Raw genomic sequence first — 14,801 nt, forward strand, 5'->3', positions numbered from 1 at the left:
GCCCTGTTGCGCTGGGGACACAGAGCCACAAGCCCCGCACAAGCTTCGGTCGCTACGGTCGCCGTACGACAGGTTGGGCCTTAACCCGCTCTTCCGCAGCCCAAAGGCATGACGCCGCCCTGTCGTACCGGTGCAAGTCCGGTATGTCCCCAAAACAACTCGATCTTCAAAGGGACATCAAAATGGGTTCTAGCCTCCTCACCAACTCCGCCGCTATGACCGCGCTGCAGACGCTGCGCAACGTCAGCTCCAGCCTGCAGATGACTGAAAACCGGATCTCGACCGGTCAGCGCGTGGCCACCGCTTCGGACAACGCTGCCTACTGGTCGATCGCAACCTCGATGCGCGCCGACAACGCCGCGCTTTCGGCGGTGTCCGACTCGCTCGGTCTGTCGGCTGCGACCGTCGACACCGAATATACCGCTCTGACCTCGGTTGTCGGCGACAGCACCGGCGGCTTGACCAAGCTGCAGTCGCTGCTGGTCGAAGCCAAGACCGCCGGCATCGATCGCACCAAGATCCAGGCCGACATCACCCAGATCCAGCAGCAGATGAAGGGTACCGCTGGTGCGGCAACCTTCAACGGCGTGAACTGGCTCAGCACGACGACGGCGACGCCCGCGACCTTCGACCTCGTGTCGTCGTTCTCCCGCGTCGGCGGCACGCCGACCATCGGTTCCATCACCCTGACGATCTCCAACTATTCGCTCTATACCTCGTCCACCACCGGCATCCTGGACAAGGTGAGCGGCGGTGCATCGGTCGACACGATCGACATCAGCACGCTGACCGACTCGGCGGCTGACCAGACCACGCTCAGCGGCTATATCACGCAGGTCACTGCTGCAATCAACTCGGTGGCTTCGGCCGCCGCCGATCTCGGCGCCGTCAAGAACCGCATCGCGACCAACACGGACTTCGTCAAGACCCTGATGGACTCGGTGAATCGCGGTGTCGGTCAGCTCGTCGACGCCGACATGAATGCGGAATCCACCCGCCTCCAGGCGCTGCAGACCCAGCAGCAGCTCGGCGTTCAGGCGCTCTCGATCGCCAACCAGAACAGCCAGAGCATCCTGTCGCTGTTCCGCTAAGTCTGAAAACCATCTGAGAGGGGCCGCGCTTCCAGCAAGCGCGGCCCTTTTCATTTCTGGCCTGCGTCGTTCACGTGCTGCAAGGCCTGCGGCGCAAGATCGGCTTCGCTCTGTTGCGTTCGGGTTGCAGGCCGCAAGCCTCGCGCAAACTTCGCGTGCTATGGCCGCGGATACGACAGGTTGAGCGCGCTTTTCCGCAGCCCAAAGGCATGATGCCGCCCCGTCGTACCGGTGCAAGCCCGGTATGTCCCGAACATTTCAATTCGTTTTCAAGGGGACGTCAAAACATGAGCTCAAGCCTTCTCACGAATTCCGCTGCGATGACCGCGCTGCAGACGCTGCGCAACGTCAGCTCCAGCCTGCAGACGACTGAAAACCGGATCTCGACCGGCCAGCGCGTGGCCACGGCTTCGGACAACGCCGCCTACTGGTCGATCGCGACCTCGATGCGCGCCGACAACGCCGCGCTTTCGGCGGTGTCCGACTCGCTCGGTCTGTCGGCTGCGACAGTCGACACCGAATATACCGCCCTGACCGCGGTTGTCGGCGACAGCACCGGTGGCCTGACCAAGCTGCAGTCGCTGCTGGTCGAAGCCAAGACTGCCGGTATCGATCGCACCAAGATCCAGGCCGACATCACCCAGATCCAGCAGCAGATGCAGGGCACTGCGTCCGCGGCAACCTTCAACGGCGTGAACTGGCTCAGCACCACGACGGCGACGCCCGCGACCTTCGACCTCGTGTCGTCGTTCTCCCGCGTCGGCGGTACCCCGACCATCGGCTCCATCACCCTGACGATCTCCAACTATTCGCTCTACACCTCATCCACCAGCGGCATCCTGGACAAGGTCAGCGGCGGCGCGTCGGTCAACACGATCGACATCAGCACGCTGACCGACTCGGCGGCTGACCAGACCACGCTCAGCGGTTACATCACGCAGGTCACTGCTGCGATCAACGCGGTGGCTTCGGCCGCCGCCGACCTGGGTGCCGTCAAGAACCGCATCGCGACCAACACGGACTTCGTCAAGACCTTGATGGACTCGGTGACGCGCGGCGTCGGTCAGCTCGTCGACGCCGACATGAATGCGGAATCCACCCGCCTTCAGGCGCTGCAGACCCAGCAGCAGCTCGGCGTTCAGGCGCTCTCGATCGCCAACCAGAACAGCCAGAGTATCCTGTCGCTGTTCAAGTAAACCCGGGCGTTTGAAGCGACCGTGCTCCCATGGGAGCACGGTCCCGCCGTGGCCGGCGACATGACGGCACATGATGTGCCCGCAATCGATCTCCTGATGCCGGACGCCGCGCAACGAGTACTTTAGCACAGCCGTGCGAACGCATGTCGCTTGTTGCCGTTGATCCGACTGCCTCACCCCAAGATCTTTGCAAAACTGCAACGCCTCGCCTGCGAACTGACACATCCGTGTCCACGCGCAACCTTCAGACAAGGTTGGCGGCGGAGTGTCGTTACCATTCGCATTGGTACGAGGTCATATGCTCAGTCGCGCGCAGCTACAGCAGCTGCTCAACAATCTGCTGGAACTTGGGCCGCGACGTCTGATGGCCTTGGGATTGATCGGCTTCGCCGTCCTCATTACTGTGGTCGGAGGGGCCTACTACCTGAGCCGGCCGGAGTTCGAAGCCCTTTATACCGGCCTCACCCGCGAAGACGTGACGCGCATCGGCGCCGCGTTGCGCGAGCAGAACATCGCCTTCGACATCAACGCCGCCGGCGACACCGTTTCGGTACGACCAAGCCAGACCGCGCAGGCGCGGATGTTGCTGGCCGAGAAGGGGCTGCCGACCAGCGCCAATTCCGGCTACGAGCTGTTCGACAAGATCGGATCGCTCGGACTGACCTCTTTTATGCAGGAGGTCACCAAGCTTCGCGCGCTGGAGGGCGAAATCGCGCGCACCGTTCAGCTGATGAAGGGTGTCAAGGCCGCGCGCGTGCATATCGTGATGCCGGTGCGCGGCTCGTTCCGCGCGACACAGCAGCCACCCTCGGCATCTGTCGTTCTGCGTACCGACGGTGCGATCGAGGCGCGCACGGCGCAATCGATCCGTCATCTCGTTGCAGCCGCCATTCCCGGCATGACGCGTGACAAGGTCACCGTGCTCGATGCCGACGGATCGATGTTGCTGGCCGAGGAGGACGAGGCCAGTGCTGCGCCGACCAGAATGGCGGGCCTCCAGAAAACTGTCGGCGGGATGGTGCAGGAAAACATCCGCAAGGCGCTGACACCCTATCTGGGCCTGGACAATTTCGAGGTCAGTGTCGCGCCGCAGCTTTCCACGGACAAGCGCCAGACCAACGAGACCGTCTACGATCCAGAGACACGCGCCGAACGCTCGGTCCGCAATGTCCGCGAAAACGAGAAGTCATCCAACGCCGACCGCTCGACGCCGACGACGGTCCAGCAGAACCTTCCTGACCAGCAGGTCAATGCTGGCGGCACCAAGAACTCGAGCGAGGACAAGACCCGTCGCGAGGACGTCACCAATTTCGAGGTCTCGTCCAAGACCACGACTACGGTGAGTGACGGCTATTCGATCAAGAAGCTCTTCATCGCGGTGCTGGTCAACCGCACACGTCTGGTCGCCGATCTCGGCGACAAGACCAACCAGGCCATCGTCGACAGCAAGCTCGCCGAGATCAGCCAGCTTGCGGCGACTGCCGGCGGTCTGGACAAGGCGCGCGGCGACCAGATCCAGGTGACGGCGGTCGACTTCATTGAGGGCTCGCGTGATCTGGCGCCAGTGCCGCCGATCAGCTTCGTCGAAATGATCAACAAGCAGCTCGGCAGCGTCATCAACGCCGTGACGATCCTGGCGGTCGCTTCGATGCTGGTCTGGTTCGGACTTCGGCCTGCAGTCAACGGCATCCTGACCCATCGGGCGGCACAGGAGCAGACCGAGGCTGCCGAGGCCGCCGAGCTCGAAGCCGCTACGGCCCTCGCATTGGCCGACAGCCAGGACCCGGAGCTAAACCTCGTCGAGGACCTCGAGGGCAAGATGCAGCGTACGCCGCAGAAGCGGCTGGAGCAGATCGTTCGCCTCGATCAGATGCAGGCGGCAGCAATCCTTAAAGACTGGATGCGACGCGAGGAGGCGGCATGAACGCGGCAATCGGAAAACTGCTGACGCAATTCGACACCAACGGCCGGGCCAAGGCGCCGCCGCCTCCGCCGCTCAAGATCCAGGACGTGCTGACGAAGCAGAAGGAGGCCCGGCGCGAGCCGCAACCTCAACCGCAGCGCCAGGAGCGTCCGGCGCAATCGCAGCCACAGCTTCAGTCGCCGGCCGCGGCGTCCGCAGCGGAAGCTCCGCCGGTCAATCTTCTCGATGATGCTTATCGGCGCGGTCATGCGGCAGGTCTTGCGGAAGGCGAATCCAAGATCGCCGAAGAGCGGGTCCGCAGCGCGATACGCCTTGGCGAAGAACGCGCCAAATGGTCCGACCAGCAGGCGGTCGCGATCGTCAATGGCTTCGAGGCTGCTTGCCGCGAGATCGAGAGCAATATCGCAAGCTCGGTGGCGCGGATATTGTTGCCGTTCCTCGCTGACGCCGTCCGCGACAAGGCGATCGACTCCCTGGTCGAGCAGATATCGGCGCTGACATCCAACTCGCCGGTCTCGGCCTTTCGTGTCACCGGACCGAGCGAGCTCATCGACCTCGTCAGGACGCAGCTCAATCTGGCCGGTCGCACCGGCGTCGAATACCAGTCCGCCGACACCGTCGAGGTTCGGGTCCTTGCCGATCAAACCACGATCGAGACGCAGATATCGACCTGGATGGATCGGCTGAACGGGGCGCGCCGGTAACTGCACCATGGAAGAGGTCAAGCACGAACTCGTCATCATCCGTCGTCGGAGCGCCTTCGAAGACGAGAAGGGGCATGGCGGCGTCTGGAAGATCGCCTATGCGGACTTCATGACCGCGATGATGGCGTTCTTCCTGGTGATGTGGCTGCTCAATGCGCTCAACCAGGACCAGAAGCAGGTGGTTGCGAGCTACTTCAACCCGATCAAGCTCGCAGAGAATGCGCCGGCACCGAAGGGACTGAAGGATCTCACCAAGAAGGAGCCGACGACGTTCGAGGGCCAGGATGGCAAGCGGCAGCCGAACGGGCCGAACGAAGAACGCCGCGGCGACTCGCCGACGGCCGAAAAGCCGCCTTTCTATGAAGAGAAGGTGCTGTTCCGCGATCCCTATGCAACGCTCGCCGAAATCGCGGCCAGCTCCAATCAGGCATCGGGTCAGCGGCGCGCCGGCGCGCTGACGTCGGCCGAGGAAGACGGCCTCAAGGGCGGCGATGCCTATCGCGATCCATTCGATCCCGGCTATTGGAAGCTCGCGCCCGAGGCTTCCAAGGAGGCCGACAGGATCATGGAGGGCGAGCCGAAAGCGAATGTGTCCGCACGTGACAATGCGACCGGGGCCAATCAAGGCGAGCCGCGACGCGGTCGGACCGATGATACCGGCGGCAGCGTTGCCCCGGACGCGCCGGCGTCGTCCGCGAGTGTGTCGCCCCTGTTGCCGCCGGGTCCGGCGCCTTCATCGGCTGCGCGAGATGCTGGCGTTCAGCCGAACGCACATCCCAACCTTCAGGCCAACGCCGCGCCGCAGGGCCATCCTGCCGACGCCCCGAAGGAGGCCGAAGCACGCGAGGCCGCTCAGGCCCAGCAGCCGACCGTGAAGCAACTTCAGTCCGCGATCGCCGATGCGCTGTCCGACATCAAGGCCGGCGCCGGGCCGGTGGCGGAGGTCCGCCAGGTCGAGGAGGGCCTCTTGGTCAGCCTGACCGACGATGCGAGCTTCGGCATGTTCGCGGTCGGCTCGGCCGAGCCGCGACCCGAGCTTGTTCGCGTCATCGACAAGATCGGTCCGATCATCGCGAAGCGTCGCGGCATGATCATCGTGCGTGGTCACACGGACAACCGTCCCTACAGGTCCGACAATTATGACAATTGGCGGCTGTCGACGGCGCGGGCGCAGATGGCCTATTACATGCTTGTCCGCTCCGGAATCGACGCGCAGCGGATCGAGCATGTCGAAGGCTATGCCGATCGGCGGCCGAAGCTCCAGAACGATCCGGCAGCCGCCCAAAATCGGCGGATCGAGATCCTGATCCGGGAGAAGCGCCCTTGACCAGGCCGCTGCTCCGTCCCGCGCTGCTGGTGGCGCTGTCGCTCATGGCGACCCGCGCCCTTGCCGAAGCCGCCCCGCCCTCCGGCGAACCGTTTGAGATCGTCCGCGCCTTGCAGGCGGTGCAGGACGGCATCGCCCATGGCGACACGGCGGCGCATGGCAGCCACCTCGCGCTGATCCGCCAGATCGGCGAGAAGTTTCTCGCGGCCGATCCCGGCGTGTGGAGCAATCCGCAGAACGGCCAGGCGGTCGTGATCTATTTGCTGAGCGGCGGCGCGCCGCAGATCGTCCGCAAGCTGCCGCGCGACAAGATCAACGTCGACAAGGCGCTGTTCGACGGCGCACTCGCCTACGTCGAAGGCCGGCAGGACGAGGCGAGGGACCTTCTCAAGGACGTCAAGCCGCGCACGATCTCGTCCGGCATGGGCGGGCAGGTGGCGCTGGTCCAGGGCGCGCTGTTCGCACGGTCCGAAGCGTCGCTCGCCATCGAGCGCCTCGACGATGCACGCCTGCTGTTGCCGGGAACGCTCGTCGAAGAGGCGGCGCTGCGGCGCGAGATCCTGCTGGTCGGGCAAGCCGAGGATTTCGACAAGTTCGAGTTCCTGACGCTGGCCTATATTCGTCACTACCGCAATTCGGTCTATGCCGGCGATTTCTGGCAGCGCTTCTCCACCGGCCTGACGCAATCAAGCCTTGCGCTTGACGATCGCCGCTTTGCGCGGATCGCGGCGCTGCTGGACCAGATCGACCGTGCCAGCCGCCTCAAGCTTTACTTGGTGATCGCGCGCGGCGCGCTGATCCGCGGCAAGCTTGCCGTCGTCAGGCTCGCGGGCGAGCGAGCGCTGACGCTCAGCGCAGACGCGACGGCCGACCGCGAGCGCGCTCACTTGTACCGCGGCGCATCCCGCGCGCTCACTGACGAGTACGACGGCGGCGTCGCCGAGCTGAAGGCGCTCGACCGGTCGAAGCTGGCGGAGCGCGACGTCCTGCTCCTCAATGCAACGCTCCAGCTTGCGCTCGACGTCCGCAAGCCGGTCGCGGGTCCGGCCGCCGTCATGTCGGCCGACAAGCCACCGCCGACGCCGGCGCGGATCGATCTCGCCTCCTCGAACGCGATGCTTGCGCGCGCCAGGACGCAGCTCGACGAACTGGAGCTTCTCACCAAGGACCGCCGTCCATGACCAAGCTCAGTGGAACCTCTGGACAGCTTTTCGCGGGTCTCGCCGAAAGCCTCGCGCGCGGGGTGACCCGTGCGACGAAAGGTGCGGCAATGACGGGCGCAAAAGTGGCCGACGATTCCTCGTTTCATGACCTGCTTCATACCGTTTCGAACATGGCCAAACGGGCGTTGGACGATCAGGGCACCGACACGACCACGAACGCCGCCCCGATGCGGCCGCGTGTGACCCGGCTGACCGGGCATGACAATTCGAAGGACGAACCAGTGCGCGGACGCGCCGAAGAGAGCAGGTCGTCGAACAAGCAGGAGCAAGCCGATCAGGCTGCGAAGGCGGATGTTCCCACCAGATTGAACCTTCCGGCGATCGTTGGGCAGGAGCTTGCGGCCGCGCAAGCGGTGATGGCGCAGACGCCGCAGCCGTCGGGCGACAAGGAGACGTCGGGCCGGGGCGAGCGTCCTGGCGCAGCCAAGCGCGAGGTTCAAAGCATCGGCGACGCAAAGGCGCCGTCGACAGACGTCGCTCGCGCCGTCGCTCCGTCGGTCGTCGCGACCTCGACCGCCGCGCGTTCCCCGGGCGATGCCGGCCCGCATGCACAACCGGCTATCGGCGCTCAGGATGCCGCGATGCCGCAGGGAAGCGATGTTCAATCGAAGGCCGCTGCTGTCACGCCCGGCTTCGACGCCATCGCGGCGAATGTCGAGCGCGCTGCAAAGTCGGCGGGCCGCGAGGTCCTGCCGGAGGCGACCAAGGTCACGGTGGTTCAGCAGGAGACCCATCTGCCTCCTGTCGGACAGTTCAGCGCCACTCAGCAGGTCGCAAACGCCGTGGTGTCCGAGCTCAAGGATTCGGCGGCGCCGGGAGCGTCCGCCGCGGCCGATCTCGCGGGCGCGCAGAGCAATTCAGCGGATCAGCCATTGAAGATCCTCACCGTCAATCTTGAGCCGCCGTCGCTTGGCAACGTCACCATGCGCCTGCGTCTCGTGGGCAACGAGGTGTCGGTCCAGCTTGCTGCCGAACGCAAGGATACCAGCACGATGCTGGATCAGCAGCGCGATCAGATCCGCGGCCTGATGCAGTCAGCGGGCTATGTGGCCGATGTCGCGCCGGTGCAGCATGGCTCGCTCGACGGATTCCAGTCCGGTTCAGGGCAGTCGCAGCCGCAGCTCGCGGGCCAGCAACAGCAATCGTCCCAGTCGCAGGGCGCGTTCGGCGGCGCGGGGGCGTCGTCCGGCCAATCGGACGGCGGCGCCCGGCAAGACCAGCCGCCCAATCAGGAGGCACGCCATGATCAGGACGTGGCGCCGCATACTCGTCGCGGCCCTGTTTATCTGTAACGTAACCGCCGCCGCAGCGGCGACGACCGACACTGCGCGCCCTTGCGAGCGCGAGATGGCGCGGGCGTCGCAGCAGCACGGGATTCCGCTCGGCATTCTCTATGCCGTCGGCCTCACCGAAGCCGGGCGGCGCGGTGCACTCTATCCCTACGCGCTTGGCGCCGAAGGACAGACCGTGTTCGCCAAGGACATGGACGATGCAATCGCCAATTTCGAGGCCATGCGAGCCAGGGGCATCAAGCTGATCGATCTCGGCTGCATGCAGATCAACCACTATTTTCACGGCGACAAGTTCACATCGGTGCGCGCGATGTTCGATCCGGCCAAGAACGTGGACTACGCCGCGCGATTTTTGAAGGAGCTGAAGCAGCGCGAGGGAAGCTGGACCATGGCGGTTGCGCGCTACAATGCCGGTCCCAACAATCAACCTGCGCAGAAGCGCTACGTCTGTCACATCGTCGCGCATCTCGTCTCCAGCGGCTTCGGCGCGTGGACCGACAAGGCGCGTTCGTTCTGCCAGCCCGGAACAACGTGAGATGACGATGCGCCGCATGAAGTTGTGCATCGTGGCAAATCATCAGCCCCGCGCAAGCAAGACGTTCCATTGTAACGACAATCTTCCAAAGGAGCCCAATTCATGAGCCTGTATGGTATTATGCGCACCGGCGTTTCGGGAATGTCTGCGCAATCCAACAAGCTGTCGACGGTTTCTGACAACATCGCCAACGTCAACACCACCGGCTACAAGCGGGCTTCGACCGAATTTTCCTCGCTGATCCTGAAGAGCGGCTCGGGCAATTACGATTCCGGCGCCGTTGAGACCGACGTTCGCTACGCCATCTCCGATGCCGGACATACGCAATTCACAACGTCGACGACCGACCTTGCCGTTCAGGGCAATGGCTTCTTCGTGGTATCGAATGCCGCCAATTCGCAACAGTTCCTGACGCGTGCCGGCTCGTTCGTGCCGGACAGCCAGGGCAATCTCGTCAATGCGGCCGGCTTCTACCTTCTGGGCCAGCCGGGCCTCGTGCCCAACTTCTCGCAGAACAGTCTGTCCGGAATGCAGATTGTGAACGTCGCAAACATTTCGCAGGTGCCTGTGCCTTCGACATTGGCGACTGTGACCGGCAACCTGGATCCCAGCGCAGCTATCATTCCGCCGGCGGGTCTGCCGCCGAGCCCGACCTCGTATTCGTCGAAGAGCTCGATCGTGGCTTACGACAACATCGGAAACGCCAAGAAGCTTGACGTCTACATGGCAAAGACCGGATCGATTCCCGGCACGGACACGTGGCAGATCCAGGTCTATGATTCAGCCGCGGGCACGCCGCTTGCGGGTGGTCTTGGCACGTTCAACTTCGACACCACCGCGGCGGGAAAGGGCAAGATCACCGGCCCAAGCTCGCTGACGGTGACTGTCCCCGGTGGCTCCGCCTTCACGATCGACATGTCGGCCATGACGCAGGTCGCCTCGAGCTTCGACTTCAAGGCGAACGTCAATGGGAGCGTTCCCTCCGGCATCGACAAGGTCGATGTCGACACTGCGGGACACGTGACTGCCATTTTGAAGAACGGCCAGACAACGACACTCTTCACGATCATGCTCGCCGACGTCGAGAGTCCCGACAATCTCACGCCGGAGGCGGGCAACGTCTATTCGACCAACCTCAATTCGGGCACCGCGCATGCGGCGAATGCCGGCAGCGGCGGGCTCGGCTCGATCCAGTCCGGTGCGCTCGAGGACTCCAACGTCGATCTCGCGAACGAGCTGACCTCGATGATCGAGGCGCAGCGCGGTTTCACCGCGAACTCCAAATCTTTCCAGACCGGCGCCGATTTGCTCGACGTCGTCGTCAACCTGAAGCGCTGAATCCTTCGGCGCCGATTCCGGGCAAGAGCAAATCATGTCCCTTACCGCAGCTCTCGACTCCGCCCGCTCCTCGCTCGTGGCGTCGGGCGTCCAGTCCTCGAGCATTTCGCGCAACATCGCCGGCGCAAGTACGACCGGTTATTCGCGCAAGATCACCGTGCTGGACAATCTTCCCGGTGCCGGCGTCTACGTCGCTGCGATCCAGCGGGCCGCGAGCTCGGGCCTGTACAGCAATGTTCTGACCGCGACCTCCGCGGCTGCCACCCAGAGCGCGATCTATGACGGTCTCCAGAAGATCGCATCTGCCACGGTGGACGATCCGCAGCTCGACCAGTCGCCGACCGCCGCGCTCAACAAACTGAAGCAGGCGCTCCAGCAATATGCGAATGCTCCCGACAACGCCACGCTGGCGCAGGCGGCCGTCGCGTCGGCCAAGGACATGGCGACCTCGCTCAACCAGGCGACGCAGACGGTGCAGTCCGTGCGCGAAGGCGCGGACGCCGACATGGCGACATCGGTTCAGAACATCAACCAGCTTCTGAGCCAGTTCGCCGCCGTCAACACCGCGATCGTGAAGGGTACCATCACCGGCGACGACGTCACCGACTACCTCGATCAGCGTGACAACATCGTCTCGAAGCTGTCGCAGGAAGTCGGCGTCACCATGACGATCCGTACCAACGGGGACGCTGCGCTCTACACCGACAATGGCGGGGTGCTGTTCGACAAGGTGGCGCGGACGGTGAGCTTTGTGCCGACCGGCGCCTACACGCCGGGCACCACCGGCAACGCGGTCTATATCGACGGCGTGCCGGTGACCGGCGCCAACGCGGTCATGCCGCTCAAGTCGGGCAAGATCGCGGGCCTCGCGGAGCTGCGCGATAATGCTACGGTGACGTACCAGAGCCAGCTCGACGAGGTCGCCCGCGGCCTGATCAATGATTTCAAGGAGAGTGATCAGTCCGCCGTTCCAACGCTGCCGGACGTCCCGGGTCTCTTTACCTATCCCGGCGCGCCGACGATGCCCGCGAGCGGAACCGTCTTGGTCGGTCTTGCCGGCACAATCTCGGTCGCAGCCTCAGTCGACCCATCCGCCACACCGAGCGGAAATCCCAACCTGCTGCGTGACGGCGCCATCAGTGGCAACGTCGCCTACAAATACAACATCGCCGGTAACGGCGGCTATTCGGCCCGGCTTCAGCAGCTCATCGGCAACATGGATGCGTCGCAGCCGTTCGATCCGACCACGCAAGGCAAGCCGAACGGCAGCTTGATCGACTACGCCGCATCGTCGACGAGCTGGATCGAAAACCAGCGCAAGACCGCCAACGACATTTCCCAGTACCAGAATACGTTGCTCACCCGCAGCACGACGGCATTGTCGAACGTCAGCGGCGTCAACATGGACGACGAGATGTCGCTGATGCTCCAGGTCGAGCGCACTTATTCGGCGTCGTCGAAGATCATTACGACCGTCGACCAAATGTTGCAAAGCCTGCTGGCAGCCGTGGGGAACTGAACCATGATGAGCGCAAACTACATTTCCACCCTGATGCTGTCCTCGTCATTGAGGTACTCGATCACGAACAACCAGGCCCTGCTCAGCAAGGCGTCGACGGAAGCGACGACGGGCCGCTTCGCCGATGTCGGGCTCCAGCTGGGTGCCACGACGGGTGGCGACGTCACCCTGCGTGCGGACCTGAACTTCGCCGATCAGCTCGTCGATACCAACGGGCTCGTCGCGGGACGCCTGGACGTGACCCAGGACCGCATCACCCAGCTCGGCTCGACCGCAACCGACTTCCTCAAGGACCTGATCGCAGCGCGCAGCACCGATGGTGGCGGGCGGATCATCCTGCCGCCCGCGTCCTCCAATCTCCAGGATCTGATCGGCGCGCTGAACGTCTCCTACAATGGTTCGTTCCTGTTTTCGGGCATCAACACGCAGAACCAGCCGATCACGGCTTATCAGGCTGGCTCGGCCAGCAAGAACCAGGTCGATTTCGATTTCAATGCGGCTTTCGGCTTCACGCAATCATCGCCTAGTGTGGCGAACATCACGCCGGCTCAAATGCAGACGTTCCTCAACGGCCCCTTCGACGCCGAATTCGCGAGCCCGGCCTGGAACACCAACTGGTCGACGGCCACCGACCAGGTCATGCAAAGCCGCATCTCCACCACCGAGATCGCCGATACGTCCGTGAGCGCCAACCAGACCGGTTTCCGCAAGCTCGCCGAGGCCTACACCATGATGGCCGATCTCGGTAACGCGAACCTCAATCAATCGACGTTCCAGGTCGTCGTGGACAAGGCCATTGGCCTCGTCGGCAGCGCCATCACCGACCTCGCGACGCTGGGGGGCGACGTCGGCACGGTCCAGCAGCGGATCACCAGCGCGACCGACAAGCTCAAGACGCAGAAGGACATTCTGAACAACCAGATCGTCGGCATGGAGCAGGTCGATCCGGCGGAAGCGTCGACGCGCGTCAGTGCGCTGCAGACGCAGATCCAGACAGCGCTCGCGCTCACTTCGCAGCTCCAGAAGATCAGCCTCGTCAACTATCTCTGAGCCTGTGCGGCCCTCGCCTTCTCGATTCAGTTTCCTGGAAATTCCTGCACAGAGTTGTTCGGATGACTTTTGAAGCCTATGAGACGGTCGTTGAAGACAGCGGCCAGGAGGCGCGGGGGCGCGAGCGCCAGGCGCTCAGCCTCGGCATCGACCGACTGGAGCGGCTCCAGAAGGAGCGCTTCAGCATGGAAGACCAGGTCCACAGCCTGCTCTATGTGCGGCGGCTGTGGACCATCTTCATCGAGGATCTCGCGCATCCCGATAACGGGCTGCCCGAGCAGCTGCGCGCCGACATCATCTCGATCGGCTTGTGGGTCGTCAAGGAAGCCGATCGCATTCGTGAGGAACGATCGAACGACGTCGCGCAGTTGATCGAAATCAACCGCCTGATCAGAGACGCGCTCTGATGAAGATCTCCTTGCGGGCGGGCGAACGGGTCTACATCAACGGCGCGGTGCTGCGCGTGGACCGCAAGGTCTCGCTCGAGCTTGTCAACGACGTGATGTTCCTGCTCGAAGGGCAGGTCATGCAGGCTTCCGACGCCACCACGGCGATGCGCCAGCTCTATTTTATCGTCCAGCTGATGTTGATGAACCCGACGGATGTCGCCGCCGCCGCTTCGCTCTACGGGCAGCATCACGCGGCGCTGTGTGCGGTGTGCGAGAACGGCGAGATGCTCGACGGGCTTGCCGCGATCGACGAGATGGTCGTCGGCACCCGCTACTTCGAAGCGCTCAAGCGGATCCGGGCTTTGTTTCCCCTGGAGCAGGCGATCCTGTCCGGGGCTGCCACCCCCGTGGCCCCATTCGAGGCTGCCTGACAGCGGAGAGACACATGAACGTTACCAGCGCGACCGACACCACAAGCACCAACTCGACCAGCTCGACGTCGTCCACTTCGTCCACGTCAAGCACCGGCGTCGACTACAATACCTTCCTCCAGCTCCTCATCGCGGAGATGAAGAACCAGGATCCGACCAATCCGACCGATACGTCGCAGTATATGAGCCAGTTCGCCCAGCTCTCCACGGTCGAGCAGGCGATGCAGACCAATACGAAGCTCGATTCGCTGCTGTCCTCCCAGTCGCTGTCGCAGGCGGACGGGCTGATCGGGAAGAACGTCAGCTTCACCGACTCGACCGGAGCGACTTTTACCGGCAAGGTCGCTTCGATCTCCATCAACAGCAACGGCTCCGTCGCGACCCTTCAGGACGGCACCAAGGTCGCGGTCGGCCCCGGCCTCACGATCAGCAACTAGCCATGAACGAGCGCGACGCCCTCGACCTCGTCCAGTCGGCGATCTGGACCATCCTGGTCGCCTGCGGACCCGCAGTCGGCGCGGCGATGCTGGTCGGCATCGTCATCGCGCTGATCCAGGCGCTGACCCAGATCCAGGAGGCGACGCTGACCTTCGTCCCGAAGATCGTCGTCATCCTCGTGGTCGTGGCTCTGTCGGGCTCCTTCATCGGCGCGCATCTCTCCACCTTCACCGAGATGGTCTATTCGCGGATCGAGCACGGCTTCTGATCCGCGGGCCGGGCCCGGCCACCACCCTCGCGTAAGCTTTGCGGGGCAAATTGCAGGGCGGACCCTGCTGCCCGGT

15 protein-coding genes are annotated in these 14,801 nt (G+C 63.8%); all 15 read left to right on the top strand.

Going from position 1 to position 14,801, the window contains the following annotated elements; all coding sequences use genetic code 11:
- Positions 1 to 182 precede the first annotated feature (182 nt).
- Positions 183 to 1,091: a flagellin N-terminal helical domain-containing protein gene (locus JQ621_RS11010; RefSeq protein WP_212234556.1), complete on the top strand. Its 909-nt coding sequence runs from the start codon at positions 183 to 185 to the stop codon at positions 1,089 to 1,091.
- Positions 1,092 to 1,378: 287 nt separating this feature from the next.
- A complete protein-coding gene (locus tag JQ621_RS11015; protein WP_212234558.1) occupies positions 1,379 to 2,287 on the top strand; it encodes a flagellin N-terminal helical domain-containing protein in 909 nt (302 codons plus the stop codon).
- Between the two features lie 298 nt (positions 2,288 to 2,585).
- Positions 2,586 to 4,211, top strand: coding sequence for a flagellar basal-body MS-ring/collar protein FliF (gene fliF / locus JQ621_RS11020; RefSeq protein WP_212234560.1), 1,626 nt, complete (start codon positions 2,586 to 2,588; stop codon positions 4,209 to 4,211).
- Positions 4,208 to 4,915, top strand: a complete 708-nt coding sequence (locus tag JQ621_RS11025) for a hypothetical protein (protein WP_212234562.1) — start codon at positions 4,208 to 4,210, stop codon at positions 4,913 to 4,915. Before fliF ends, JQ621_RS11025 begins: the two co-directional genes overlap by 4 nt.
- Before the next feature lie 7 nt (positions 4,916 to 4,922).
- Positions 4,923 to 6,242 (top strand): MotB family protein, encoded by a 1,320-nt coding sequence (locus JQ621_RS11030; RefSeq protein ID WP_212234564.1) that lies wholly within the window; start codon positions 4,923 to 4,925, stop codon positions 6,240 to 6,242.
- A complete protein-coding gene (locus tag JQ621_RS11035) occupies positions 6,239 to 7,423 on the top strand; it encodes a chemotaxis protein (RefSeq protein WP_212234565.1) in 1,185 nt (394 codons plus the stop codon). The genes JQ621_RS11030 and JQ621_RS11035 overlap by 4 nt, the downstream gene beginning before the upstream one ends.
- Positions 7,420 to 8,757: a flagellar hook-length control protein FliK gene (gene fliK / locus JQ621_RS11040; RefSeq protein ID WP_212234567.1), complete on the top strand. Its 1,338-nt coding sequence runs from the start codon at positions 7,420 to 7,422 to the stop codon at positions 8,755 to 8,757. Before JQ621_RS11035 ends, fliK begins: the two co-directional genes overlap by 4 nt.
- Positions 8,708 to 9,292 (top strand): transglycosylase SLT domain-containing protein, encoded by a 585-nt coding sequence (locus tag JQ621_RS11045; protein WP_212234569.1) that lies wholly within the window; start codon positions 8,708 to 8,710, stop codon positions 9,290 to 9,292. Before fliK ends, JQ621_RS11045 begins: the two co-directional genes overlap by 50 nt.
- Before the next feature lie 102 nt (positions 9,293 to 9,394).
- A complete protein-coding gene (locus JQ621_RS11050; protein ID WP_212234571.1) occupies positions 9,395 to 10,630 on the top strand; it encodes a flagellar hook protein FlgE in 1,236 nt (411 codons plus the stop codon).
- Positions 10,631 to 10,664: 34 nt separating this feature from the next.
- Positions 10,665 to 12,149, top strand: coding sequence for a flagellar hook-associated protein FlgK (gene flgK / locus JQ621_RS11055; protein WP_212234572.1), 1,485 nt, complete (start codon positions 10,665 to 10,667; stop codon positions 12,147 to 12,149).
- 3 nt (positions 12,150 to 12,152) lie between these two features.
- Positions 12,153 to 13,199 (top strand): flagellar hook-associated family protein, encoded by a 1,047-nt coding sequence (locus JQ621_RS11060; protein WP_212234574.1) that lies wholly within the window; start codon positions 12,153 to 12,155, stop codon positions 13,197 to 13,199.
- 62 nt (positions 13,200 to 13,261) lie between these two features.
- Positions 13,262 to 13,606 carry a flagellar biosynthesis regulator FlaF gene (flaF, locus tag JQ621_RS11065; protein WP_212234576.1) on the top strand — a complete coding sequence of 115 codons (345 nt, stop codon included), beginning with the start codon at positions 13,262 to 13,264 and terminating at the stop codon, positions 13,604 to 13,606.
- Complete coding sequence (gene flbT, locus JQ621_RS11070) at positions 13,606 to 14,019, top strand: flagellar biosynthesis repressor FlbT (RefSeq protein WP_212234578.1); 414 nt, start codon at positions 13,606 to 13,608, stop codon at positions 14,017 to 14,019. The genes flaF and flbT overlap by 1 nt, the downstream gene beginning before the upstream one ends.
- 14 nt (positions 14,020 to 14,033) lie before the next feature.
- Positions 14,034 to 14,456 (top strand): flagellar hook assembly protein FlgD, encoded by a 423-nt coding sequence (flgD, locus tag JQ621_RS11075; RefSeq protein WP_212234580.1) that lies wholly within the window; start codon positions 14,034 to 14,036, stop codon positions 14,454 to 14,456.
- Between the two features lie 2 nt (positions 14,457 to 14,458).
- The gene (gene fliQ / locus JQ621_RS11080; RefSeq protein ID WP_212234582.1) at positions 14,459 to 14,725 is read left to right on the top strand and encodes a flagellar biosynthesis protein FliQ; all 267 of its coding nucleotides are present in this window, start codon (positions 14,459 to 14,461) and stop codon (positions 14,723 to 14,725) included.
- Positions 14,726 to 14,801 lie beyond the last annotated feature (76 nt).

The sequence above is a fragment of the Bradyrhizobium manausense genome (assembly GCF_018129685.1).
Classification (GTDB): Bacteria; Pseudomonadota; Alphaproteobacteria; order Rhizobiales; family Xanthobacteraceae; genus Bradyrhizobium; species Bradyrhizobium manausense_D.

Bases quoted from the DNA above. Each gene is read 5' to 3' on its own strand.
- JQ621_RS11010 (WP_212234556.1), top strand. From the start codon at position 183: ATGGGTTCTAGCCTCCTCACCAACTCCGCCGCTATGACCGCGCTGCAG.
- JQ621_RS11015 (WP_212234558.1), top strand. From the start codon at position 1,379: ATGAGCTCAAGCCTTCTCACGAATTCCGCTGCGATGACCGCGCTGCAG.
- fliF (WP_212234560.1), top strand. From the start codon at position 2,586: ATGCTCAGTCGCGCGCAGCTACAGCAGCTGCTCAACAATCTGCTGGAA.
- JQ621_RS11025 (WP_212234562.1), top strand. From the start codon at position 4,208: ATGAACGCGGCAATCGGAAAACTGCTGACGCAATTCGACACCAACGGC.
- JQ621_RS11030 (WP_212234564.1), top strand. From the start codon at position 4,923: ATGGAAGAGGTCAAGCACGAACTCGTCATCATCCGTCGTCGGAGCGCC.
- fliK (WP_212234567.1), top strand. From the start codon at position 7,420: ATGACCAAGCTCAGTGGAACCTCTGGACAGCTTTTCGCGGGTCTCGCC.
- JQ621_RS11045 (WP_212234569.1), top strand. From the start codon at position 8,708: ATGATCAGGACGTGGCGCCGCATACTCGTCGCGGCCCTGTTTATCTGT.
- JQ621_RS11050 (WP_212234571.1), top strand. From the start codon at position 9,395: ATGAGCCTGTATGGTATTATGCGCACCGGCGTTTCGGGAATGTCTGCG.
- flgK (WP_212234572.1), top strand. From the start codon at position 10,665: ATGTCCCTTACCGCAGCTCTCGACTCCGCCCGCTCCTCGCTCGTGGCG.
- JQ621_RS11060 (WP_212234574.1), top strand. From the start codon at position 12,153: ATGATGAGCGCAAACTACATTTCCACCCTGATGCTGTCCTCGTCATTG.
- flaF (WP_212234576.1), top strand. From the start codon at position 13,262: ATGACTTTTGAAGCCTATGAGACGGTCGTTGAAGACAGCGGCCAGGAG.
- flbT (WP_212234578.1), top strand. From the start codon at position 13,606: ATGAAGATCTCCTTGCGGGCGGGCGAACGGGTCTACATCAACGGCGCG.
- flgD (WP_212234580.1), top strand. From the start codon at position 14,034: ATGAACGTTACCAGCGCGACCGACACCACAAGCACCAACTCGACCAGC.
- fliQ (WP_212234582.1), top strand. From the start codon at position 14,459: ATGAACGAGCGCGACGCCCTCGACCTCGTCCAGTCGGCGATCTGGACC.